This is a genomic window from Nocardioides sp. JCM 18998, assembly GCF_055391535.1.
Window position 1 is genome coordinate 1,893,742 of sequence record NZ_AP043886.1, and the last position, 20,218, is coordinate 1,913,959.

The window sequence follows — 20,218 nt, forward strand, 5'->3', positions numbered from 1 at the left end:
CGGCCCGCTCAGTAGACGATCGCCTGGACGCCCTCGGCGAGGATCTCCTCGGCGAAGACGGCCGCGCCCGCGATCCGTACGCCCGGCATGACGTCCTTCTCCTCGATCCCGCGGCGCGCGGCGCACTGGGTGCAGACGGTGACGGCGCCGTCGGCGAGCACGACCGCGAGCAGATCGACCAGCGGCGTGGCGAAGGGGAGGCTGAACTGCTGCGCCCGGCCGGGGACCCCGAACCATGCCGCCTCGCCGGTCAGCCATAGGCTCACGCTCGCCCCTGCGGAGGCAGCCGCGGCGGCCACGGTGAAGGCCTGGTTGCAGCGCTCGGCGTCCTCGACGCCCGCGGTGACCTTGACGACGAGGTTCCTACCCATCCGCTCAGTCTAGAGTTGGACCGTGCCATTTCACCTGCCTGAGAACCTGCATCCCGACTGCGCGCCGATCGCCTGGCTGCTCGGCACCTGGCACGGCAACGGCCACGGCGACTACCCGACGATCGAGGCCTTCGAGTACGAGCAGGAGCTGGTCTTCCAGCAGGACGGTCGTCCGTTCTTCGCCTACTCCGCACACAGCTGGGTGATCGATCCGGAGACGAAGGAGCGGATCCGCCCCGCCGCCATGGAGACCGGCTTCATCCGCTCGACCATGACCGAGCCGGGCAAGGCTCGCCTCGAGATGACCCTGGCGCACAGCCTCGGGCTGGCCGAGGTCTGGTTCGGCGAGGCCGCCGACGGTCGGATCGAGCTGGCCACACGCGGCATCGGTCACACCGAGACCGCGAAGGACGTCACCGCCGGTCACCGGCTCTACGGCAACGTGCAGGGCCAGCTGATGTACGCCTACGACATGAAGGCGATGGGGCAGGAGCTGCAGCCGCACCTGTGGGCGCAGCTCAACCGCGTCGAGGGCTGAGTGGGTTGAGCGAGGACTGGCGGGAGCGTCTACGGGGCAGCGGCTATCGGCTGACCCCGCAGCGCGAGCTCGTCCTCGGGGCGGTCGAGCGGCTCGGACATGCCACGCCCGAGGAGGTGCTGGCGGTCGTCCGGGAGTCCTCGTCCGCGATCAACCTGTCGACGGTCTACCGCAACCTCGAGGTGCTCGAGGAGCTCGGCCTGGTGCGGCACGCGCATCTCTCCGATCGGGGCGCGACGTATCACTCGGCGACGGACCATGAGCACTTCCACCTGGTGTGCCGGAAGTGTTCGCGGGTGACTTCTGTTGACCCTGAGGTGGCCGCCGGCTTTGCGGGGCGGTTGCGCGACGAGATGGGTTTCGAGGCTGATCTGGGGCACCTGGTGGTGTTCGGGTCCTGCGTGGAGTGTGAGTCTGCTGATGGTGAGTGAGCTTCTGTCTTTGCCGGGTGCTGTCGCGGCGGGCAGCCAGATAATCGGAGTCAGTGACGCCGCGGTGGCGGCGCACTACGGGTCGTTCAACGTGGAGCAGCGCACGCTCGCGTCGGGCGAGGGCTTCGTCGATCTGTCGCACCGGGAGGTGGTGCGGGTCGCCGGCCCGGATCGGCTGACGTGGCTGCACTCGCTGACCTCGCAGCACTTCGAGTCGCTGGCGCCCGGTCAGTGGATCGATGCGCTGATCCTGTCGCCGCAGGGTCACATCGAGCACTTCTTCTCGGGCGTGGACGACGGGGCCGCCTTCACCGCGTGGACCGAGCCGGGACACGGCGAGGCGCTGGTGGCGTTCCTGGAGCGGATGAAGTTCTGGTCCGCGGTCGAGGTCACGGCGGAGCCGGAGCTCGCGGTCGTCTGGCGTCCGGTCTCGACAGGCTCGACCTCCGGGGGCTCGACCTCCCGGGGTACGACGTCGTTCATCCCGCGGTCCTCGCTGCGGGCGTACGTCGACGCGGCCGGCCCGGCCTGCGGTCTGTGGGCGTACGAGGCCCTGCGCATCGAGCGCGGTGAGCCCCGCATCTTCGTCGACACCGATCACCGCACGATCCCCAACGAGATCGGCCTGATCGGCACGCACCTGGACAAGGGTTGCTATCGCGGTCAGGAGACGGTCGCGCGTGTGCACACCCTCGGCCGCCCGCCGCGCCGACTCGTGCTGCTCCACCTCGACGGCTCCGAGAACCGCCTCCCCGAGGCCGGCACTCCACTGGTGGCCGACGGAGGCAAGGAGGTCGGCTTCGTGGGCTCCTCGGCCCGGCACTACGAGCTCGGACCGATCGCCCTCGGCCTGGTCAAGCGCTCTGTGCCGGTGGATGCCCAGCTGACGGTGGACGGGATGCCAGCGGCCCAGGAGACCGTGGTCGACCCCGACGTCGGGCTACACGTGCGGCCACTGCGCTGATCACGTCGTCGTCGGCGAGGCCGGTACGGTCGAACGCCGCGGACACCGGCGCTCCCCAGATCTTCCACGGGTAGCCGGGCCCGAGGGTCAGCCGGCGACCCTCCAGGGCGTCATACCAGGGTCCGGGGTCGGCGAGGGTGAAGCGCGTGAGCGGAAAGTGGCGATTGGTGGACAGCTGCTCCGCGCCGTAGAGCTCCCGCCCGACGATGGTGGCGCCGGCGACGACGAAGTCGGCGAGTGTCGCGATGAACGGAAACGTGCCATCCGGCGCGTCGTTCAGCTTGAGCCACACGTGGCCGAACCAGGGGACGTACCAGTCGTCGGCCAAGGCTGCGACATGCTCTGCGCGCGACTGGGCGACATGGAATCCGCGCCGTGGCCCGATCCGTGCGATGAACACGCCGCGCGGACATGCGTTCCAGACCTCGTCGTCGGTGAGCTCGGTGACGCGGCCGAGGGCGATAGCTCGCTCCATGTCGTAGCGGCGGGCCCGGCCGTCGATCGTGGCAGGGCCGGCGAGCCCCGACAGCAGCGCTTGCTGCGCCTGTCGGTTGCTGATCCCGACCGCGTGATGCAGATAATCGATGACATCACGTGTCGACGGATCCTTCATGACTCCGACGCTAGATCCGTCGTCGCCCCGGTGGGACGGCTGGCCGCGATCTGTGGAAAACGACTGCGGAGCGCGCTGGAAGGGTCGGGCAGGCTCGGTATATGAGGTCGCGCAAGGCTCGGTATAAAGAGGGATACATCGCTCAGGCGACGCTCCCGGGCGCCGTGTCTCCCTCTTTATAGGCGCCTATAAAGAGGGAGACATCGGCACCCGTCGGGCATGTATCCCTCTTTATACGGAGCTGACATCCGTGCTCTCGCGCGGCGCCGAATCCGGCAGAGTGGTTCAGATGGGGAGCACGCGCCGGTACTGCACGTGGGTGTCGCTCTGCGCATGCGCGAAGCCCAGCCCCCGATAGAGCGCGAGGGCCGGGGTGTTGTCCCCCTCGACATAGAGCACGATCTCGTCGACGCCGAGCCCGGCAAGGTGCTCGAGCCCGGCCAGGGTGACGAGCTTGCCGAGCCCGCGGCCCTGCGCCGCCGGGTCGACCCCGACGACGTAGACCTCTCCGTGTGCGGCGTCGTGCACCTTGGTCCAGTGGAAGGCCAGGAGCCGACCGGTGGTGGTGTCCCACGCAGTGATCAGCCCCTCGGCCGAGAACCACGACTCGGCCATCCGCTCTCGCAACCCCTCGAGGGTGAGCGCACCCTGCTCGGGATGCGAGGCGAAGGCGGCGGCGTTGACCCGCAGCACCTCCTCTTCGTCGCCGGGTAGGAAGCCGCGCACCTCGACGCCGTCGGGTGCCGCGATGGGGTCGGGCAGGGGTACGGACGTCGGCCGGCGCATCACCCACAGCTCCCGGGCACGCTCCCAGCCGTTCGAGGCCGCCAGCGCGCGCGCCGCGGGGTGATCGCCGTGCGACCACGCCAGCCGAGCCTCGGGCGGTGCCTGCAGCAGGAGTCGCCGACCCAGCCCGGTGCCACGCTCATGCGGCATCACGAGCAGCGACAGCTCCGTGTCGATGAGCAGGCCGAAGCCCCGTACGTCACCCCAGATCCGCACCGCGTCCGGTCGATTGCGCACCGCGAGTCGAGTGGCCTCGTCGAGCGCGGCGACACCGTCTGCTGCCTCGGCGAGTCGGGCCATGGCGAGGACATCGAGCATGGCCCGACTCTAGAGCCAGAGGCCTCAGGTGGTCTGCGTGAGGCGGGCGACGTCCTCGGCCTGCTCCTGCGTCCGCGCGGCGGGGACGACGAAGCGGTAGCCGACGTTGCGGACCGTGCCGATGAGGGTCTCGTTCTCCGGGCCGAGCTTGGCGCGCAGCCGGCGGATGTGGACGTCGACCGTACGGGTGCCGCCGAAGTAGTCGTAGCCCCAGACCTCTTGGAGCAGCTGCTGGCGCGAGAAGACCCGGCCCGGGTGCTGCGCGAGGAACTTGAGCAGCTCGAACTCCTTGAAGGTCAGGTCGAGCACCCGCCCGCCCACCTTCGCGGTGTAGGAGGCGTCGTCGACGACGACCTCACCGGACCGGATCAGGTGCGCGTCGGGATCGGCCGCGGCCGATGCGGCGCCCGAGCGACCCATCGCGAGCCGGATCCGCGCCTCGAGCTCGGCGGGCCCGCAGGTGTGCAGCACCACGTCGTCCATGCCCCAGTCGTGGGCGACGACGGCGAGACCGCCCTCGGTCACGACCAGCATCACCGGCTGGTCGGCACCGGTGGCCCGGATCAGCCGGCACAGGTCGCGGGCGTGCGCGAGGTCCTGACGACCGTCGACCAGCAGAAGATCGGCGTCGGGCGCGTCCAACAGAGCGCTAACCTCGGCCGGCAGGACCTTCGTCTGGTGTCCGAGCAGCGCGAGGCCAGGCAGCACCTCGATCGAGGGCTGCAGGGAGCCGGTCAGAAGCAACAGCGTGCTCATGTTCCTCCAGGTGGAGACGAGAGCGACATCCTAGCGAAAGGCAAAGGTGATGGCGGCGGGAACGATCACAGTTCGGTACTGGGCGGGCGCAAGAGCCGCCGCCGGTACGGACGCGGACGTCTTCGAGGTCGACGGCCCCGCGACGCTCCAGGAGCTGACGGCGCGGGCGCTCCGGGCCCATCCCGACTCCAGGCTCGCCGATGTCCTGGCGGTCTGCTCGACCCTCGTCGAGGACCGACCCACGGCGTCGGAGGACGCCGCGCACGTGCAGGTCATGCCGGGCGAGACCGTGCAGTTCCTCCCGCCGTTCGCGGGCGGCTGAGCGCTACCACATGGTCTAGACCGACAAAAATATCCGTAGCCGACCGTGTCGTCTTGATCACAGGCTCGTTGGGGAATCAGACGTAACAAGCCCCCGGCCCCGCCGGAGTCCCTCTCAACGAAAGGTCCCCGCCATGACCACCACTGCCTCGTCCCGGATGCGGTTCGCCGCGCTCGGTCTCAGCGCTGCGCTCTCGGTCGGCGTCCTCGCACCGTTCATCGCCACGGACGGCGCCTCGGCTGCCATCTCGTGCACCGCCGCCAAGGCCAACGTCCAGAAGGCCGACGCCAAGGTCAAGCACGACCAGAAGAAGTTCAAGAAGGCCAAGAAGAAGCTCCGCAAGGACACCCGGGCTCGCAAGTCGGTCGCGGTGATCAAGCACGACCGGAAGGTCGTGAAGCGCGTGCAGAAGCACGTCAAGGCCGACAAGCGCGTCCGCGCCGCCGCCAACCGCGCCCTGCAGACCTGCACCAACCCGAGCACGAGCACCCCGCAGGGCACCGCGAACCCGCTGAGCGACCTGTTCGGCCAGCTCACCAGCATCCTGTCCGGCGTCCCGGGCGGGTCGTCGGCGGCCCCGGCGCTGGCGGCGATCCAGAAGCAGCTCGAGGGCATCCCGCTGTCGCCGGAGGCCCTGACCGCAGCGCTGGCGGCGGCTCAGAGCTCCATCGAGGACGCCCTGAGCAACATCGACCCGACGCACGCGTCGCTCTACACCGTGCTCAACGCGATCATCGACCCGCTGCACGACAGCATCCTGGCCGCCAGCGGCGGCACCGGCCCGGGCGCCGACCTGGCGAAGACGCTCGAGGGCGTCCAGAACCTTCTCCGCGACACCCTCGGCGGGTTCGACCTGTCGCTGCTGACCGACGCGCTCGCCGGTGGCGGTCTTCCGGGCACGGACAGCATCCCGGGCCTGGGCAGCCTGACCAGCCTCTTCGGCAACATCCCCGGCCTCGGCAGCCTGCCGCTCTGATCGACCCGGGTCACAGCTGCTCGGACAGCTCCTGATCGACACCGCGGGCCGTCCCTCCTCGGAGGGGCGGCCCGCGGCGCATGTGCGCGTACGACCTGCCCGAACGCCGATCCGAACAACCGGTCTAGACAGCCGTGCCACACGCGCCCTGCGGTCGTTGACCCTGACATGAAGCGTCCCGCCACCGCCATCGCCGCCACCGCCTCCCTCCTGGCCGGTGCGTTCCTCCCGTTCGCGTTCTCCAACGACGCCCAGGCCGCGCCCAACTGCTCCTCGCAGCTCAGTGCCTACAACCACGCCACCACGCAGGTCACCGTCGCGCAGAAGAAGCTCAAGCGCGCCCGGGTCCACGTCCACCGCGCGGTCGTCCACCACGCCCCGCGCAAGGCGGTCCGCGCCAAGCGCGACAACGTCCACGTGAAGCGTGTGGACCTCCGCTACGCGAAGATGGTCCGCAACCACGCCTACAGCGCGCTGGTCGCCTGCCAGGGCGCCTCGACCCCGCAGGGCACCAGCAAGCCGGCGCCCACGGCCACCGCGACGGCCACCACCACGGCGACGGCCACCGCCACGACGACCGCCACCGCGACGACGACCGCCACGGCGACCTCGACCGCCACCGGCACGCCGATGTCGAACCCGCTGAGCGACCTGCTCGCCCAGCTCCAGGCCGCGCTCAAGTCCGCCGGCGCTCCGCAGCAGCTGATCGATGCGCTCCAGCAGCTCCAGAACACGCTCGCGACCCTCCCGGGCGGCTTCGACCCGGCCGCCTACCAGAAGGCGCTGACCGACGCGCTCGCCCAGGTGCAGAAGTCCCTCAAGGACGCGATGGCCGACCCGACCAAGGTGACCGCGGCGACCATCGTCGACGCCATCATCGACCCGATCGTCATCGGCCTCACCGGTGCCGGCGTCCCGACCCTGCCCGCCGTGCTGACCGGCCTCGAGAACACCCTCGACCCGATCCTCACCACCCTCGGCCTGGCCACGCTGACCTCGGCGATCCCCGCCCCGACCGGCGCCCCGGGCCTGCCCGGCGCCTCGTCGATCCCGGTGATCGGCACCCTCCTCGGTCTGCTCGGCAAGTGACGACGCGTCCCGCTACCGCCCCGCGGCGGTAGCGGGACGCTCAACGCGCTTCTCGCCCAGATCCCGGGGCTGGGCGCGTTGAACCTCTCGCCTCGGTCGGTCCTCAGCGCTGACCGGCCGGGGCGGGAATCTTTGCGTTCCCGTACGGGTTGGAGCGTGACGTGGTCGGACTCTGGATCGTGCTCGTCGCCGTCGTGGTCGCGCTGGCCTTCGGCGGCTACCGCGCCCTCACCGACGGCCGCTTCCGCGGCACCCACCAGGTGCGGGGCGCCGCAGAGGCAAGCCTCGAAACGCCACCCGCCGCCCCGCAACAACCGACCTCTCGGCCCGCAACAGGTGACGTCTCGACCTGGGAGGCCCTCGGCGAGGCGGTGGCCAAGGCCGAGCCCGGCGAGCGCGCCACCCTGGTGCAGTTCTCCAGCGCCTTCTGCGCGCCGTGCCGTGCGACCAAGCGGATCCTCGGCGACGTCGCCGAGGTCGTGCCCGGCGTGGTCCACGTCGAGGTCGACGCCGAGCATCACCTCGAGGTCGTCCGACGTCTCGGCATCCTGCGCACGCCGACCACGCTGATCCTCGATGCGAGCGGCCGGGAAATCTCTCGTGCCGCCGGCGCGCCGCGCAAGGAACAGGTCCTCAGCGCGCTGCCGTGAGGTCGACCGGCACGTCCTCCCGACGGGCCGCCAGCCGCTGCTTCTCCACGGCCACCATCTCGGCCATGAGCTCGTCGATCGACGTACGCGGCTCCCAGCCGGTCGCCTGCGTCAGCGCGTCCGGCGATCCACCGACCGACGTCGGGTCGGCCGGACGCGGGACGTCCGCCGACTCGACGACATGGTCCGCCACCGGGAGACCGGCGGCGCGGTAGGCCGCGTGCACGAGATCGCGCAACGGCCGTCGGACGCCGGTGCAGATGTCCGCGTCCAGGGGCGACGGCAGCCGCAGCAGCAGCGGCATCGCGGCCACGTGGTCCCGCGCGTGCCCCCAGTCCCGCTCGGAGGCCAGCGAGCCGAGGTCCAGCACCGCCCCCGAGGCCGCTGCCCGGGCGATCCGCCGTGAGACGAAGTGCGCGGGCCGCAGCGGCGACTCGTGGTTCGCCAGCCGTCCGCACACCGCGAACACTCCTCGCGCCCGGATGTCCGCCACCAGCCCTTCGGCCGCGAGCTTGGAGGCGGCGTACGGAGAGGTGGTGCCCGCCTGCACCGAGGACGCCTGGAAGAAGCGCGCCGTGGGGCGCACGTGCCGCACCGCGGCCAGCATCCCGTCGACCGCGTCAGCGTTCACCCGGGCCGTCTGCTCCGGCTCGTCCCACGAGTGCGCCACCGAGGACAGCGCGGCCAGGTTGTAGATCTCATCGACGCGGTGGGCGCGCAGCAGCGCCGCGAACGACGCGGTGTCGGTGATGTCGAGCTCGACCGGCGTGATCAGCGGATGACGGAGATACGTCGCGGCGCGACCACCGTCGGAGGCCGTATCGAGATCCTGCACGCCGGCCAGCACCCGTACGCCCGCGTCGGCCAGCTGCCGGCACAGGTAGAGGCCGTCCTGGCCGGTCGCGCCGGTGACGAGTGCGATCACGGCCGCCGAGCCTGTCGAGGCGCCTCGACAGGCTCGGTGAGCGTGAGAGCGGCGATGTCGGCGTCGACCATCAGCGCGGCCAGCTGCGCGACGCTCGTGCCGGCCTTCCAGCCGAGGTCCGCGGCCGCCCGGGACGCGTCACCGAGCAGCTCCGGCACCTCGGACGGCCGCTCGAAGCGAGGATCGGTCTCGACGTGTGCACGCCAGTCCAGCCCGACGTGGGAGAAGGCCATCTCGGCGAACTCCCGCACCGTGGTCCCGACCCCGGTGGCCAGCACGTAGTCGCCGGGCACGTCCTGCTGCAGCATCCGCCACATGCCCTCGACGTACTCCTTGGCGTAGCCCCAGTCACGCACCGCGTCGAGGTTGCCCAGCGTCACCGAGCCGCCCGAGCCACCCGCGTTGAGGGACGCGGTGATGGCGGCGACCGCGCGGGTGATCTTGCGGGTCACGAAGGACTCACCGCGGCGCGGGGACTCGTGGTTGAAGAGGATGCCGGAGACGGCGTACATCCCGTACGCCTCGCGATAGTTGATGGTCGCCCAGTGGGCGTGCAGCTTCGCGGCGCCGTAGGGGGAGCGGGGGTGGAACTGGGTGCCCTCGTGCTGCGGAGGCGGGGTGAGGCCGAACATCTCCGAGGTGGAGGCCTGGTAGAAGCGCGCATCGGGGGTGTTCTGCCGGATCGCCTCGAGCAACCGGATCGTGCCGAGCGCGTCGGCCGAGGCGGTGTACTCCGGCATCTCGAAGCTGACCGCGACGTGCGACTGCGCCGCGAGGTTGTAGACCTCGTCGGGCTGGGCGTCGCGCACGATGTTGATGAGGGACGTCGAGTCCGTGACGTCGCCGTAGTGCAGCTTCAGCCGGCCCGCGTTGGCCGGATCGAGGTAGATCGGGTCGATCCGACCTCGGTTGAAGGACGAGCTGCGCCGCACCAGGCCGTGGACCTCATAGCCCTTCTCGAGCAGCAGCTCGGCGAGATAGGAGCCGTCCTGCCCGGTGATGCCGGTGATGAGAGCACGCTTGGTCATCCGCGCAGCATACGGTGATCGAGGCACCCGGGGCGTGAGCCTGGGAGGCTGACCTGCGTCTCATCATTCAGACACGCGTCTCGCCATGCGAGATCCGAATTTCGCACACGAGGCAAAGCCCTCTACCGTTGCCGTCATGCTCTCGACCATGCTGACCAAGCGCCGCGCAGTGGACCACTGCCGCGTGCGCTCGTCGCTGTGTCGAATGTCCATGCGCTGACGGCCGCCGTCTGCCCGCTCCCAGTGAGCGAGATGTCGGCCGTCCCATGTTGACCGCCTTCCCTCATCTCGACCCCGGAGCATCCATGTCTGCCACCACGGCAACCGCCGGCGCCACCGCGGCCCACCAGCAAGGCATCGACCCGCGTGGCCCGCAGTTCACCGCGGCGATCACCGCCGCCGTGCTGGTCGTGATCCTGCTGCTGCCGCCGGTCGCTGCCGGGATCCTGACCGCCGTGCAGGCGATCCTGTTCGCGGTGGGCGCGATCCGCGGCGTGCAGCACACCGTGCACGCCGCCGCCTTCAAGCGGTTCGTCCGTCCGCGCCTCAGTGCGCCGGCCGAGCTCGAGGACCCGGCACCGCCGCGGTTCGCCCAGGCGGTCGGCCTCGCCTTCACGGTGATCGCGCTGATCGGGTACGCGACCGGCCTGACCCTGCTCGGCCAGATCGCGGTCGGCCTCGCCCTTGTGGCGGCGCTGCTCAACGCGATCTTCCGCTTCTGCCTCGGCTGCGAGATGTACCTGCTCATCAAGCGCATCGGTGGTTGAGGCGCGAGCGCAGCGAGCGTCACAACCCCTCATCCGACTGACAATCCATACGTTCAAAATAATCCGAAAGGCAATCACATGAGCCGCGAGAACTCGCTCGTCTCCGCCCAGTGGGTGGAGGAGAACCTCGACAACGCCAAGGTCGTGCTGATCGAGGTCGACGAGGACACGTCCGCGTACGACAAGGGCCACATCAAGGGCGCGATCAAGCTCGACTGGACCCTCGATCTGCAGGACCAGGTCCGTCGCGACTTCCTCAACAAGGCCCAGTTCGAGGCGCTCCTGAGCAGCCGCGGCGTCGCCAACGACGACACCGTCGTCCTCTACGGCGGCAACAACAACTGGTTCGCCGCGTACGCCTACTGGTACTTCAAGCTCTACGGCCACCAGGACGTCAAGCTCCTCGACGGCGGCCGCAAGAAGTGGGAGCTCGACTCCCGCGAGCTCGTCGCCGAGCTCCCGACCCGCGCCGCCACCACGTACGTCGCCCAGGACCAGGACACCTCCCTGCGCGCCTTCCGTGACGAGGTCGTCGCCGCGATCGGCACTCAGAACCTGGTCGACGTGCGCAGCCCCGACGAGTTCGCCGGCCGCCTCCTCGCCCCGGCCCACCTGCCGCAGGAGCAGGCCCAGCGTGCGGGTCACATCCCCACCTCGGTCAACGTCCCGTGGAGCAAGAACGCCAACGACGACGGCACCTTCAAGTCCGACGCGGACCTCAAGGCGCTCTACGACGAGGTCGGCTTCGACACCACCAAGGACACGATCGCGCTGTGCCGCATCGGCGAGCGCTCCTCGCTGACCTGGTTCGTCCTGCACGAGATCCTCGGCCAGCAGAACGTCAAGAACTACGACGGCTCCTGGACCGAGTACGGCAGCCTCGTCGGCGTGCCGGTCGTCCTCGGCGACGAGCCGGGTGTCGCCTGATGTGCGGCGCGACCCAGGGCGGTCTGAGCCTCGACGGCGTCAACGTCGCGAAGGAGGCCGTGATCCAGGGCCAGGTCCTGCGCGGCGGTGAGCCGGTCGGCTCGGCGTATGTCCGCCTGCTCGACAAGACCGGTGAGTTCACCGCCGAGGTCCCGACCTCCGCGTCCGGCCACTTCCGGTTCTTCGCCGGCGAGGGCCAGTGGACCCTCCGCACGCTGGCCCCGAAGGCCGACCCGGTCGACCGTGAGGTGGTCGCCCAGATCGGCTCGGTCGCCGAGGTGACCATCAACATCTGATCACACGAGACAATCTCGAATCCACGCCCGGCCCGCTTCCGACATGTTCGGAAGCGGGCCGTTGGTCTCCGTGGCGCACCCGGGCGACGGGCTCGACGACTCGGCCCCGGCTCCCTCGATGCGGGTGCGGCTAGGCTCACCGGATGTCGGATCGCGGTCGTGCCCTCGTCCTCGGCGCGAGCGCGACAGTGATGGCGATCTTCGGCGTGGCTGGTCACTCGCGGCTGTCCGGGCCGGTGCTGATCGTCCTGACGGCACACCACGGCGTCCATCGCGATGACGTCGTCGTCGTGATCGGCTGGGCTGCGGTGATGCTGGTCAGCTGGCAGCTGTGGCGGCGATAGCGCGCCGCGCGGTCCTCATCGCTGGTCGAGCAGGCCGAGGAGATAGGTGCCGTACCCGCTCTTCTTGAGCGGCTCGGCCAGCCGGGTCAGGTCGTCGTCGGAGAGCCAGCCCATCCGCCAGGCGACCTCCTCGGGGGCTCCGATCTTGGTGCCCTGCCGGTGCTCGATGGCGCGGATGTAGTTGGCCGCCTCGTTGAGATCCTGGACCGTGCCGGTGTCGAGCCAGGCCGAGCCGCGGGGGAGGATCTCGACCTGGAGGGTGCCGGCGTCGAGGTAGATCCGGTTGAGGTCGGTGATCTCCAGCTCGCCGCGAGAGCTCGGCCGCAGGGTGCGGGCGTGACCGACGACCGAGCCGTCGTAGAAGTAGAGGCCAGGGACGGCGTACGGGCTCCGGGGCCGGGCCGGCTTCTCCTCCAGCGAGATCGCGACCTGGTTCTCGTCGAACTCGACGACGCCGTAGGCGGTCGCGTCCGAGACGCGGTAGCCGAAGATCGCCGCGCCCTCGAGATGCTCGAAGCGGCGCAGCTGGTTGCCCAGGCCGTAGCCGTAGAAGAGGTTGTCGCCCAGGATCAGGCCGACCCGCTCGTCGCCGTCCTCCTGCAGGAACCCGCAGTCGGCGGCGATGGTGAACGCCTGCGCCAGGCCGTCCGGGGAGGGCTGGGTCTGGAAGGTGAGGTTGACGCCGAGCTGGGAGCCGTCGCCGAGCAGGCGCTCGAAGGCCGGTGCGTCGTGGGGGGTCGTGATGATCAGGATGTCGCGGACTCCGGCCAGCATGAGCGTGGAGAGCGGGTAGTAGATCATCGGCTTGTCCCACACCGGCATCAGCTGCTTGCTCACCGCGAGGGTGATCGGGTGGAGCCGCGAGCCGGTCCCGCCGGCGAGGATGATCCCCTTCACGAACGGCAGCCTAACGGCGCGACCCGGCCGATAGTGTCAGACCGTGAAGAGCATCCTCGTCACCGGCGGCGCCGGCTTCATCGGCTCCAACTTCGTCCATCACCTGGTTGCGAACACCGACCTTCAGGTCACCGTCCTCGACAAGATGACCTACGCCGCCTCGCCCGAGGCGCTGGCCGGGCTGCCGACCGACCGGGTCTCGCTGGTGGTCGGCGACGTCACCGACGCGGCCGCGGTCGACGCTCTGGTGGCCGAGGCCGACGCGGTCGTGCACTACGCCGCCGAGTCGCACAACGACAACTCGCTGCACGACCCGTCGCCGTTCGTGCAGACCAACATCGTCGGGACGTTCACGCTGCTCGAGGCGGTCCGCAAGCACGGCGTGCGCTACCACCACATCTCCACCGACGAGGTGTACGGCGACCTGCCCCTGGTCGAGCCCGGCCGGGACGACCCGGAGCGGTTCACGGAGGCGACCCCGTACAACCCCTCCTCGCCCTACTCCTCGACCAAGGCCGGCTCCGACCTCCTGGTCCGGGCCTGGGTGCGCTCCTTCGGGGTGCAGGCGACGATCTCCAACTGCTCGAACAACTACGGGCCGTGGCAGCACATCGAGAAGTTCATCCCGCGCCAGATCACCAACCTCATCGACGGCGTCCGCCCGCGGCTCTACGGCGCCGGGCTCAACGTCCGCGACTGGATCCACGCCGAGGACCACTCCTCGGCCGTGCTCACGATCCTGGAGAAGGGCGCGATCGGCGAGACCTACCTGATCGGGGCCGACGGCGAGAAGAACAACCTCGAGACCGTACGCCTGATCCTGCGGCTGATGGGGCACGACGAGAACGACTTCGACCACGTCACCGACCGCGCTGGCCACGACCTGCGCTACGCGATCGACTCCACCAAGCTGCGCACCGAGCTCGGGTGGGCTCCCTCGTTCCGTGACTTCGAGTCCGGCATGGCGGCGACGATCGCGTGGTATCGGGCGCACGAGGCGTGGTGGCGACCGAAGAAGGAGGCCGTCGAGGCCTCCTACGCGGCGAAGGGGCAGTGATCCCCGTGTCGTTGCCGCAGCCCACGCTCGAGGCCTCGCCGATCCCCGGGCTGGTCGTGCTCTCCATCCCGCTGCACGGGGACGCGCGCGGCTGGTTCAAGGAGAACTGGCAGCGTGACAAGCACGTCGCCCTCGGGCTCCCGGACTTCGGCCCGGTGCAGAACAACATGTCCTTCAACGCCGCGCGCGGAGCGACCCGCGGCATCCACGCCGAGCCCTGGGACAAGCTCGTCTCGGTGGCCTCGGGGCGCGTCTTCGCCGCGTGGGTCGATCTGCGCGAGGGCGAGTCGTTCGGGACGACGTTCTCCATCGAGATCGGGCCGGACCGTGCGGTCTTCGTCCCCCGTGGCGTCGGCAACTCCTACCAGGCGCTCGAGGACGACACCGTCTACTCCTACCTGGTCAACGACCACTGGCGCCCCGGCATCGCCTATCCCGCGGTGAACCTCGCCGACCCGACCGCGGCGATCCCCTGGCCGATCGCGCTGGACTCCGCGGAGGCCGAGATCTCCGAGAAGGACCGCGCCAACCCGGTGCTCGCCGACGTGGTGCCGATGAAGCAGAAGAAGACGCTGATCATCGGCGCCTCGGGACAGCTCGGGTCGGCGCTGGCGGCGCTGCTGCCGGACGCGGATGCGATCGGCCGGGCCGACGGCCTCGATGCGTGGCCGTGGCACGAGTACGCGACCGTCATCAACGTCGCGGCGTGGACCGCCGTCGACGCGGCCGAGACGCCGGAGGGCCGGGTCGGAGCGTGGGCGTCGAACGCCGCCCTGCCGGCTCGGCTCGCGCGGGTGGCCACCGAGCACCGGCTGACCCTGGTGCACGTCTCCTCCGACTACGTCTTCGACGGCTCCGAGCCGGAGCACGACGAGGACGAGCCGTTCTCGCCGCTCGGCGTCTACGGCCAGTCCAAGGCCGCCGGCGACCTCGCCGTCGCGACGACGCCGAAGCACTACATCGTCCGTACGTCCTGGGTCATCGGCGAGGGCAACAACTTCGTCCGCACGATGGCGCGGCTGGCCGCCGACGGGGTCTCTCCGACGGTGGTCGACGACCAGGTCGGGCGGCTCACCTTCGCCAGCACCCTGGCCTCGGCGATCCGGCACCTGGTCACGACCGAGGCCCCGTACGGCACCTACAACGCCACCAACGACGGCGAGCCGATGTCATGGCGCGCGATCGCCGCCGAGGTCTTCGCGCTGTGCGGTCGAGCTCGTGCGGACGTCGCCGCGACGACGACCGCCGACTACGTCGCCGCCGCGGTCGAGGCCGGTCGGCCGATCAGCCCGCGCCCGCTCAACTCGGCGCTCGCCCTGGGCCGGCTCCGGGCGACCGGCTTCGAGCCCGAGGACCAGCTGACAGCGCTTCGCGCCTGGTTGGACCGGGCCTCCGCCAGCCGGGCTCCGGAGGCGGGGCCCGGTGAGCGACCGGTCCGTCAGCCGTAGTGGCAGACGTAGTCGAGGAGCTCGGTGACCTCGATGTCGAAGCTGCTGTTGCCCTCGACCGAGAACTGCGTGCCGGCCGTGTAGGTCTCGCCGCCGACGGTGCACGAGCCCGCCTGGACGTCCATGACCTCGGGCGCGCCCGTGCTGAACGTGTAGGTCCCCGGGAAGATCACGCCCGCGCTCTTCTTGGTGCCGTCGGCGAGCTCGAAGGAGTGCGAGATGCACTTGCCGTCGAAGTAGACGTTGGCCGTGGTGGCGAGGGAGACGTTGTCGTAGGTCACGGGGGGAATTAAACAGCGGCGCTCCCCGAAGCCGGGAAGCGCCGCTGCCTGTGGTCCTGCGGTGAGCGGGGATCAGCCGTTGATCATGCCCGCGCCGACGGTGACGCCGGTGGCCTCGTCGATCAGGATGAACGAGCCGGTGGTCCGGTTCTTCGAGTACGGGTCGGCGAGCAGCGGCAGCGTGGTGCGCAGCTGGACGCGACCGATCTCGTTGAGACCGAGCTCCTTGGTGTCGTTGTCGCGGTGCAGCGTGTTGACGTCCAGGCGGTACTGGATGTCCTTGACCAGCGCGCGACCCATCCGGGTGGTGTGCTTGATCGCCAGCTTCTGCCGCGGCTGGAGGGGGGCGTTGGTCATCCAGCAGACCATCGCGTCGATGTCCTGGGTCGGGGTCGGCGCGTTCTTCACGCGGGCGATCATGTCGCCGCGCGAGACGTCCACGTCGTCCTCGAGCCGGATGGTGACCGACATCGGCGGGAAGGCCTCGTCGACCTCCTCGTCGAACAGGTCGATGCCCGCGATCCGCGACGTCATGCCCGAGGGCAGGACGATGACCTCGTCGCCCTTCTTGAAGACGCCACCGGCGATCTGGCCCGCGTAGCCGCGGTAGTCGTGGTAGGCGTCCGACTGCGGCCGGATGACGTACTGCACCGGGAAGCGCGCGTCGACCAGGTCGCGGTCGGAGGCGACGTGGACGTGCTCCAGGTGGTGCATGAGCGTGGGGCCGGAGTACCACGGCATGTTGGTCGAGCGGTCCACGACGTTGTCGCCGGCCAGCGCCGAGATCGGGATGACCTCGAGGTCGGGCACGTTGAGCTTCGTCGCGAACTGGGTGAACTCGGCCTGGATCTTGTCGTAGACCTCCTGCGACCAGTCCACGAGGTCCATCTTGTTGATGCACAGGACCAGGTGGGGGACCCGGAGCAGGGAGAGCAGGACGGCGTGCCGGCGCGACTGCTCGGTGAGGCCGTGCCGGGCGTCGACGAGCACCAGGCCCAGGTCGGCGGTGGAGGCGCCGGTGACCATGTTGCGGGTGTACTGCACGTGGCCCGGGGTGTCCGCGATGATGAACTTGCGGTTCGGGGTCGCGAAGTAGCGGTAGGCCACGTCGATCGTGATGCCCTGCTCGCGCTCCGAGCGCAGGCCGTCGGTCAGCAGGGAGAGGTCGACGTAGCTGTGACCCTTCTGCTCCGAGGTCCGCTCGACCGCCTCGAGCTGGTCGGCGAAGATCGACTTCGAGTCGAAGAGCAGTCGACCGATCAGGGTCGACTTGCCGTCGTCGACCGAGCCGGCCGTCGCGAAGCGCAGCAGATCCATCTGGCGTTCTGCCTTCTTCTCGTAGGTGGGGGCGCCCATCAGAAGTAGCCCTCCTTCTTGCGGTCTTCCATGGCGGCCTCGGAGAACTTGTCGTCACCACGGGTGGCGCCGCGCTCGGTGACCCGGGCGACGGCGACCTCCTCGATGATCTCCTCGATCGTGCTCGCCTTGCTCTCCACGCAACCGGTCAGCGTGATGTCACCGCAGGTGCGGAAGCGGACGGTGCGCTCCTCGGCGACCTCGCCCTCGCGGCACGGGTTGAGCGGGGTCTCGGTCATCAGCATGCCGTCGCGCTCGAAGACGCGGCGCTGGTGCGCGAAGTAGATGCTGGGGATCTCGATGCCCTCGCGGCCGATGTAGTCCCAGACGTCCAGCTCGGTCCAGTTGGAGATCGGGAAGATCCGCATGTGCTCGCCCTCGTGGAGGCGACCGTTGTAGAGGCTCCAGAGCTCGGGGCGCTGGTTCTTCGGGTCCCACTGGCCGAACTCGTCACGGTGGGAGTAGACGCGCTCCTTGGCGCGGGCCTTCTCCTCGTCGCGACGCCCGCCACCGAAGGCGGCGGTGAAGCCGTTCTCCTCGATCGCGTTGAGCAGCGTCGGGATCTGCAGGCGGTTGCGGCTGATCTTCGCGGCGTCGGGGATGATGCCGTTCTTGATCGCGTCGTCGATGGAGGCGACCACGAGGTTGATGCCGAGTCGCTCGACCCAGCGATCGCGGGTCTCCATGACCTCGGGGAAGTCGAGGCCGGTGTCGACCTGGAGGATCGAGAACGGGATCTTGGCGGGATAGAACGCCTTCTCCGCGAGGCGGAGCATGACGATCGAGTCCTTGCCCCCGCTGAACATCAGGACCGGCTTCTCGAACTCGGCGGCGACCTCACGGAAGATGTGGATCGACTCCGCCTCCAACTGGTCGAGCTGACTCAGCCGGTAGTCGGTATGGGTGGACGTCATGCCGGGCACTCTAACCGCGCGTCTCGACCGTGCGACATCTCAGGTGGCCCATTTTCATGGTCTTCTTACGTTCATATCTCGTGAACATGAGGCTATCGTGAACACGTGGGTCTGGAGACGGAGCTGGTCGAGTCGGTCCAGGAGACGCTGAGTGGCTGGGGCGTCGAGTGCACGATCCGGTACGAGCGCTCGCCGCTCGTCCGCGCCGATGCGACCCTCGCGCTGCGCTGGGGAGGGGCCCGCCAGCGCTTCGCCGTGCATGCGCTGCCGGCCGTGCGGCTGGCCGCCGTGCTCGAGGCCGCCGGCGCATCGGCGATGCCGGTGCTGATCGTGGCGCCGTGGATCTCGCCGAGGATGGGCGGACAGCTGCGCGAGATCGGGATCGCCTACCTCGACTCGGTCGGGAACGCCTCGCTGCGCTTCGGGACGGTGCTCATCGAGGTGTCCGGCCGCAAGCGGCCCGGGCCCCCGGAGGTCGAGCCTGTCGAGACCGGGCTCGCGAAGGTCGAGGCCTCGGAGGTCGAGGCCACGGAGGTCGAGGCCACGGAGGTCGAGCCTGTCGAGACCGGGGCGTCTCGACAAGCTCGACGTCCGGACGCTCGACGTCCGGACGCTCGACGTCCGGACGCGCCCGTACGCTCCGGTCGTCTGCTGACCCCCGCCAACCGGCGCGTGATCGCTGCGCTGGTCGCCGATCCTGCGCTGGAGGTGGCGCCGCTGCGCGAGCTGGCAGCGGCGGCGGGGGTCTCGGTCGGGCAGGCGCACAAGACCGTCACGCTGCTCGCCGAGGCGGGCTACCACCGTGACCACCTGGACGCGGCCCAGCGCGCCGCGCTGCAGGGCGTCCTGGATGCGGTGGCCGACTTCGAGGTGTAGGCGCCGAGTTGGCGAACCGTTCACGTGACGTCTGCGGCGACGCCGTCGACCGCACGTCGTCGGTCGTCACCGTCGAAGCATGAAGATCGCCGTCGTCGGGAGCGGATACGTCGGGTTGTCGCTCGCCGTGCTGCTCGCCCAGCACCACACGATCAGCTGCTTCGACATCGACGCCGACCGGGTCGCGATGCTCAACGAGGGCCGAAGCCCGATCGAGGACACCGAGATCAGCAGGTTCCTGGCGGAGCGCGAGCTGGACCTGACCTTCACCGGCGACAGGCAGGCGGCCTACGCCGATGCCGAGTTCGTCGTGATCGCGACGCCGACCAACTACGACCCGGTCACGAACTACTTCGACACCTCCTCGGTCGAGTCCGTGATCGGCGACGTCATGGCGATCAACCCCGGTGCGACCATGGTGATCAAGTCGACCGTCCCGGTCGGCTACACGCTGGACGTCTCCCAGCGGCTCGGCACCGACAACGTCATCTTCAGCCCCGAGTTCCTCCGCGAGGGCAAGGCGCTCGACGACAACCTGCATCCCTCCCGCGTGGTGGTGGGGGAGCGGAGCGCCCGTGCGGAGAAGTTCGCGGGGCTGCTGGTCGAGGCCGCCGTCACCGAGGGCGTACCGGTGCTCCTGACCGAGCCCACCGAGGCCGAGGCGATCAAGCTGTTCGCCAACACCTACCTGGCGATGCGGGTCGCGTTCTTCAACGAGCTGGACACCTTCGCCGCGACCCACGCGCTCGACACCCGTCAGATCATCGACGGCATCGGCCTCGATCCCCGGATCGGCACGCACTACAACAACCCGTCCTTCGGGTACGGCGGGTACTGCCTGCCCAAGGACACCCTCCAGCTCCAGGCCAACTACCAGGACGTCCCGCAGAACCTCATCAGCGCGATCGTCGCGGCGAACACGACCCGCAAGGACTTCATCGCCGTCGACGTCCTGCGCCGCCGGCCGCAGGTGGTCGGCATCCACCGGCTCGTGATGAAGTCCGGCTCGGACAACTTCCGCGAGTCGGCGGTGCAGGGCGTGATGAAGCGGATCAAGGCCACGGGCGTGAAGGTCATCGTCTTCGAGCCCGAGCTGGAGGAGGCGAGGTTCTTCGGCTCCAAGGTCTTCCGCGACCTGGAGAGGTTCAAGGCCAAGGCCGACGTGATCATCGCGAACCGCCACACCCCGGACCTGGCGGACGTCGCCGCCAAGGTCTACACCCGCGACATCTTCGGCAACGACTGATTCGGTTGGAGGCTCTGCCCGCCGGCTGCGACACTGGGCGGG

25 protein-coding genes are annotated in these 20,218 nt (G+C 69.6%); 15 read left to right on the plus strand and 10 right to left on the minus strand.

Going from position 1 to position 20,218, the window contains the following annotated elements:
- Window positions 1-8 precede the first annotated feature (8 nt).
- The gene (locus ACZ5L9_RS08845) at window positions 9-371 is read right to left on the minus strand and encodes a DsrE family protein (RefSeq protein ID WP_464536264.1); all 363 of its coding nucleotides are present in this window, start codon (window positions 369-371) and stop codon (window positions 9-11) included.
- Between the two features lie 22 nt (window positions 372-393).
- Here ACZ5L9_RS08845 and ACZ5L9_RS08850 point away from each other — a divergent pair, with 22 nt between their 5' ends.
- From ACZ5L9_RS08850 to ygfZ, 3 genes are read left to right on the plus strand one after another with little or no spacing between them, the layout of a single operon-like run.
- On the plus strand, window positions 394-909 hold the full coding sequence (locus ACZ5L9_RS08850) for a heme-binding beta-barrel domain-containing protein (RefSeq protein ID WP_464536266.1): 516 nt from the start codon (window positions 394-396) through the stop codon (window positions 907-909).
- A gap of 5 nt (window positions 910-914) precedes the next feature.
- A complete protein-coding gene (locus ACZ5L9_RS08855; RefSeq protein WP_464536268.1) occupies window positions 915-1,340 on the plus strand; it encodes a Fur family transcriptional regulator in 426 nt (141 codons plus the stop codon).
- Window positions 1,330-2,304 carry a CAF17-like 4Fe-4S cluster assembly/insertion protein YgfZ gene (ygfZ, locus tag ACZ5L9_RS08860; protein ID WP_464536270.1) on the plus strand — a complete coding sequence of 325 codons (975 nt, stop codon included), beginning with the start codon at window positions 1,330-1,332 and terminating at the stop codon, window positions 2,302-2,304. The genes ACZ5L9_RS08855 and ygfZ overlap by 11 nt, the downstream gene beginning before the upstream one ends.
- Here ygfZ and ACZ5L9_RS08865 read toward each other — a convergent pair.
- From ACZ5L9_RS08865 to ACZ5L9_RS08875, 3 genes are all read right to left on the minus strand, one after another.
- Window positions 2,195-2,917 carry a hypothetical protein gene (locus ACZ5L9_RS08865; protein ID WP_464536272.1) on the minus strand — a complete coding sequence of 241 codons (723 nt, stop codon included), beginning with the start codon at window positions 2,915-2,917 and terminating at the stop codon, window positions 2,195-2,197. The genes ygfZ and ACZ5L9_RS08865 overlap by 110 nt on opposite strands.
- A gap of 285 nt (window positions 2,918-3,202) precedes the next feature.
- Complete coding sequence (mshD, locus tag ACZ5L9_RS08870; protein ID WP_464536274.1) at window positions 3,203-4,021, minus strand: mycothiol synthase; 819 nt, start codon at window positions 4,019-4,021, stop codon at window positions 3,203-3,205.
- A gap of 24 nt (window positions 4,022-4,045) precedes the next feature.
- Window positions 4,046-4,777, minus strand: coding sequence for a response regulator transcription factor (locus ACZ5L9_RS08875; protein WP_464536276.1), 732 nt, complete (start codon window positions 4,775-4,777; stop codon window positions 4,046-4,048).
- A gap of 49 nt (window positions 4,778-4,826) precedes the next feature.
- On the opposite strand from ACZ5L9_RS08875, the gene ACZ5L9_RS08880 reads away from it, so the two are divergent.
- From ACZ5L9_RS08880 to ACZ5L9_RS08895, 4 genes are all read left to right on the plus strand, one after another.
- Window positions 4,827-5,099, plus strand: coding sequence for a MoaD/ThiS family protein (locus ACZ5L9_RS08880; protein WP_464536279.1), 273 nt, complete (start codon window positions 4,827-4,829; stop codon window positions 5,097-5,099).
- A 133-nt stretch (window positions 5,100-5,232) separates the two neighbouring features.
- Entirely contained in the window at window positions 5,233-6,075 is an 843-nt protein-coding gene (locus ACZ5L9_RS08885) for a hypothetical protein (protein ID WP_464536281.1), read from the plus strand.
- 168 nt (window positions 6,076-6,243) lie between these two features.
- The gene (locus tag ACZ5L9_RS08890; protein ID WP_464536283.1) at window positions 6,244-7,164 is read left to right on the plus strand and encodes a hypothetical protein; all 921 of its coding nucleotides are present in this window, start codon (window positions 6,244-6,246) and stop codon (window positions 7,162-7,164) included.
- A gap of 161 nt (window positions 7,165-7,325) precedes the next feature.
- Complete coding sequence (locus ACZ5L9_RS08895) at window positions 7,326-7,814, plus strand: thioredoxin family protein (protein ID WP_464536285.1); 489 nt, start codon at window positions 7,326-7,328, stop codon at window positions 7,812-7,814.
- On the opposite strand, the gene ACZ5L9_RS08900 is transcribed toward ACZ5L9_RS08895, so the two are convergent.
- Together ACZ5L9_RS08900 and gmd are read right to left on the minus strand one after the other, a co-directional pair.
- Window positions 7,798-8,739, minus strand: a complete 942-nt coding sequence (locus ACZ5L9_RS08900) for an SDR family NAD(P)-dependent oxidoreductase (RefSeq protein ID WP_464536287.1) — start codon at window positions 8,737-8,739, stop codon at window positions 7,798-7,800. The two genes, ACZ5L9_RS08895 and ACZ5L9_RS08900, sit on opposite strands and share 17 nt — an antisense overlap.
- Window positions 8,736-9,767: a GDP-mannose 4,6-dehydratase gene (gene gmd, locus ACZ5L9_RS08905; RefSeq protein ID WP_464536289.1), complete on the minus strand. Its 1,032-nt coding sequence runs from the start codon at window positions 9,765-9,767 to the stop codon at window positions 8,736-8,738. The genes ACZ5L9_RS08900 and gmd overlap by 4 nt, the downstream gene beginning before the upstream one ends.
- A 305-nt stretch (window positions 9,768-10,072) precedes the next feature.
- Here gmd and ACZ5L9_RS08910 point away from each other — a divergent pair, with 305 nt between their 5' ends.
- The 4 genes from ACZ5L9_RS08910 to ACZ5L9_RS08925 all read left to right on the plus strand — a co-directional run bounded on the left by ACZ5L9_RS08910 (window position 10,073) and on the right by ACZ5L9_RS08925 (window position 12,101).
- On the plus strand, window positions 10,073-10,534 hold the full coding sequence (locus tag ACZ5L9_RS08910; RefSeq protein WP_464536291.1) for a DUF4395 domain-containing protein: 462 nt from the start codon (window positions 10,073-10,075) through the stop codon (window positions 10,532-10,534).
- 78 nt (window positions 10,535-10,612) lie between these two features.
- Window positions 10,613-11,461 carry a sulfurtransferase gene (locus tag ACZ5L9_RS08915; RefSeq protein ID WP_464536293.1) on the plus strand — a complete coding sequence of 283 codons (849 nt, stop codon included), beginning with the start codon at window positions 10,613-10,615 and terminating at the stop codon, window positions 11,459-11,461.
- A complete protein-coding gene (locus ACZ5L9_RS08920) occupies window positions 11,461-11,757 on the plus strand; it encodes a DUF1416 domain-containing protein (RefSeq protein ID WP_464536295.1) in 297 nt (98 codons plus the stop codon). Before ACZ5L9_RS08915 ends, ACZ5L9_RS08920 begins: the two co-directional genes overlap by 1 nt.
- 143 nt (window positions 11,758-11,900) lie before the next feature.
- Window positions 11,901-12,101 carry a hypothetical protein gene (locus ACZ5L9_RS08925; RefSeq protein ID WP_464536297.1) on the plus strand — a complete coding sequence of 67 codons (201 nt, stop codon included), beginning with the start codon at window positions 11,901-11,903 and terminating at the stop codon, window positions 12,099-12,101.
- Between the two features lie 15 nt (window positions 12,102-12,116).
- On the opposite strand, the gene rfbA is transcribed toward ACZ5L9_RS08925, so the two are convergent.
- Complete coding sequence (gene rfbA / locus ACZ5L9_RS08930) at window positions 12,117-12,998, minus strand: glucose-1-phosphate thymidylyltransferase RfbA (RefSeq protein ID WP_464536299.1); 882 nt, start codon at window positions 12,996-12,998, stop codon at window positions 12,117-12,119.
- A 43-nt stretch (window positions 12,999-13,041) separates the two neighbouring features.
- Between rfbA and rfbB the strand changes: the two genes are divergently transcribed.
- Window positions 13,042-14,055 carry a dTDP-glucose 4,6-dehydratase gene (gene rfbB, locus ACZ5L9_RS08935; RefSeq protein WP_464536301.1) on the plus strand — a complete coding sequence of 338 codons (1,014 nt, stop codon included), beginning with the start codon at window positions 13,042-13,044 and terminating at the stop codon, window positions 14,053-14,055.
- 11 nt (window positions 14,056-14,066) lie between these two features.
- On the plus strand, window positions 14,067-15,503 hold the full coding sequence (locus ACZ5L9_RS08940; protein WP_464536832.1) for a sugar nucleotide-binding protein: 1,437 nt from the start codon (window positions 14,067-14,069) through the stop codon (window positions 15,501-15,503).
- Here ACZ5L9_RS08940 and ppnP read toward each other — a convergent pair.
- The 3 genes from ppnP to cysD all read right to left on the minus strand — a co-directional run bounded on the left by ppnP (window position 15,494) and on the right by cysD (window position 18,054).
- A complete protein-coding gene (gene ppnP / locus ACZ5L9_RS08945; RefSeq protein ID WP_464536303.1) occupies window positions 15,494-15,784 on the minus strand; it encodes a pyrimidine/purine nucleoside phosphorylase in 291 nt (96 codons plus the stop codon). The genes ACZ5L9_RS08940 and ppnP overlap by 10 nt on opposite strands.
- 72 nt (window positions 15,785-15,856) lie before the next feature.
- The gene (locus ACZ5L9_RS08950; RefSeq protein WP_464536304.1) at window positions 15,857-17,140 is read right to left on the minus strand and encodes a sulfate adenylyltransferase subunit 1; all 1,284 of its coding nucleotides are present in this window, start codon (window positions 17,138-17,140) and stop codon (window positions 15,857-15,859) included.
- Window positions 17,140-18,054 carry a sulfate adenylyltransferase subunit CysD gene (gene cysD, locus ACZ5L9_RS08955; RefSeq protein ID WP_464536306.1) on the minus strand — a complete coding sequence of 305 codons (915 nt, stop codon included), beginning with the start codon at window positions 18,052-18,054 and terminating at the stop codon, window positions 17,140-17,142. The genes ACZ5L9_RS08950 and cysD overlap by 1 nt, the downstream gene beginning before the upstream one ends.
- 105 nt (window positions 18,055-18,159) lie before the next feature.
- On the opposite strand from cysD, the gene ACZ5L9_RS08960 reads away from it, so the two are divergent.
- Window positions 18,160-18,930, plus strand: a complete 771-nt coding sequence (locus ACZ5L9_RS08960) for a hypothetical protein (RefSeq protein ID WP_464536308.1) — start codon at window positions 18,160-18,162, stop codon at window positions 18,928-18,930.
- Between the two features lie 79 nt (window positions 18,931-19,009).
- On the plus strand, window positions 19,010-20,176 hold the full coding sequence (locus ACZ5L9_RS08965) for a nucleotide sugar dehydrogenase (protein WP_464536310.1): 1,167 nt from the start codon (window positions 19,010-19,012) through the stop codon (window positions 20,174-20,176).
- The last annotated feature ends 42 nt before the right edge of the window (window positions 20,177-20,218 follow it).

Bases quoted from the DNA above. Each gene is read 5' to 3' on its own strand.
- cysD (WP_464536306.1), bottom strand. From the start codon at position 18,054: ATGACGTCCACCCATACCGACTACCGGCTGAGTCAGCTCGACCAGTTG.
- ACZ5L9_RS08915 (WP_464536293.1), top strand. From the start codon at position 10,613: ATGAGCCGCGAGAACTCGCTCGTCTCCGCCCAGTGGGTGGAGGAGAAC.
- ACZ5L9_RS08865 (WP_464536272.1), bottom strand. From the start codon at position 2,917: ATGAAGGATCCGTCGACACGTGATGTCATCGATTATCTGCATCACGCG.
- ACZ5L9_RS08875 (WP_464536276.1), bottom strand. From the start codon at position 4,777: ATGAGCACGCTGTTGCTTCTGACCGGCTCCCTGCAGCCCTCGATCGAG.
- mshD (WP_464536274.1), bottom strand. From the start codon at position 4,021: ATGCTCGATGTCCTCGCCATGGCCCGACTCGCCGAGGCAGCAGACGGT.
- ACZ5L9_RS08925 (WP_464536297.1), top strand. From the start codon at position 11,901: ATGTCGGATCGCGGTCGTGCCCTCGTCCTCGGCGCGAGCGCGACAGTG.
- ACZ5L9_RS08880 (WP_464536279.1), top strand. From the start codon at position 4,827: ATGGCGGCGGGAACGATCACAGTTCGGTACTGGGCGGGCGCAAGAGCC.
- ACZ5L9_RS08885 (WP_464536281.1), top strand. From the start codon at position 5,233: ATGACCACCACTGCCTCGTCCCGGATGCGGTTCGCCGCGCTCGGTCTC.
- ACZ5L9_RS08965 (WP_464536310.1), top strand. From the start codon at position 19,010: ATGAAGATCGCCGTCGTCGGGAGCGGATACGTCGGGTTGTCGCTCGCC.
- ACZ5L9_RS08910 (WP_464536291.1), top strand. From the start codon at position 10,073: ATGTCTGCCACCACGGCAACCGCCGGCGCCACCGCGGCCCACCAGCAA.
- ACZ5L9_RS08890 (WP_464536283.1), top strand. From the start codon at position 6,244: ATGAAGCGTCCCGCCACCGCCATCGCCGCCACCGCCTCCCTCCTGGCC.
- ACZ5L9_RS08920 (WP_464536295.1), top strand. From the start codon at position 11,461: ATGTGCGGCGCGACCCAGGGCGGTCTGAGCCTCGACGGCGTCAACGTC.
- gmd (WP_464536289.1), bottom strand. From the start codon at position 9,767: ATGACCAAGCGTGCTCTCATCACCGGCATCACCGGGCAGGACGGCTCC.
- ygfZ (WP_464536270.1), top strand. From the start codon at position 1,330: ATGGTGAGTGAGCTTCTGTCTTTGCCGGGTGCTGTCGCGGCGGGCAGC.
- ACZ5L9_RS08845 (WP_464536264.1), bottom strand. From the start codon at position 371: ATGGGTAGGAACCTCGTCGTCAAGGTCACCGCGGGCGTCGAGGACGCC.
- ACZ5L9_RS08950 (WP_464536304.1), bottom strand. From the start codon at position 17,140: ATGGGCGCCCCCACCTACGAGAAGAAGGCAGAACGCCAGATGGATCTG.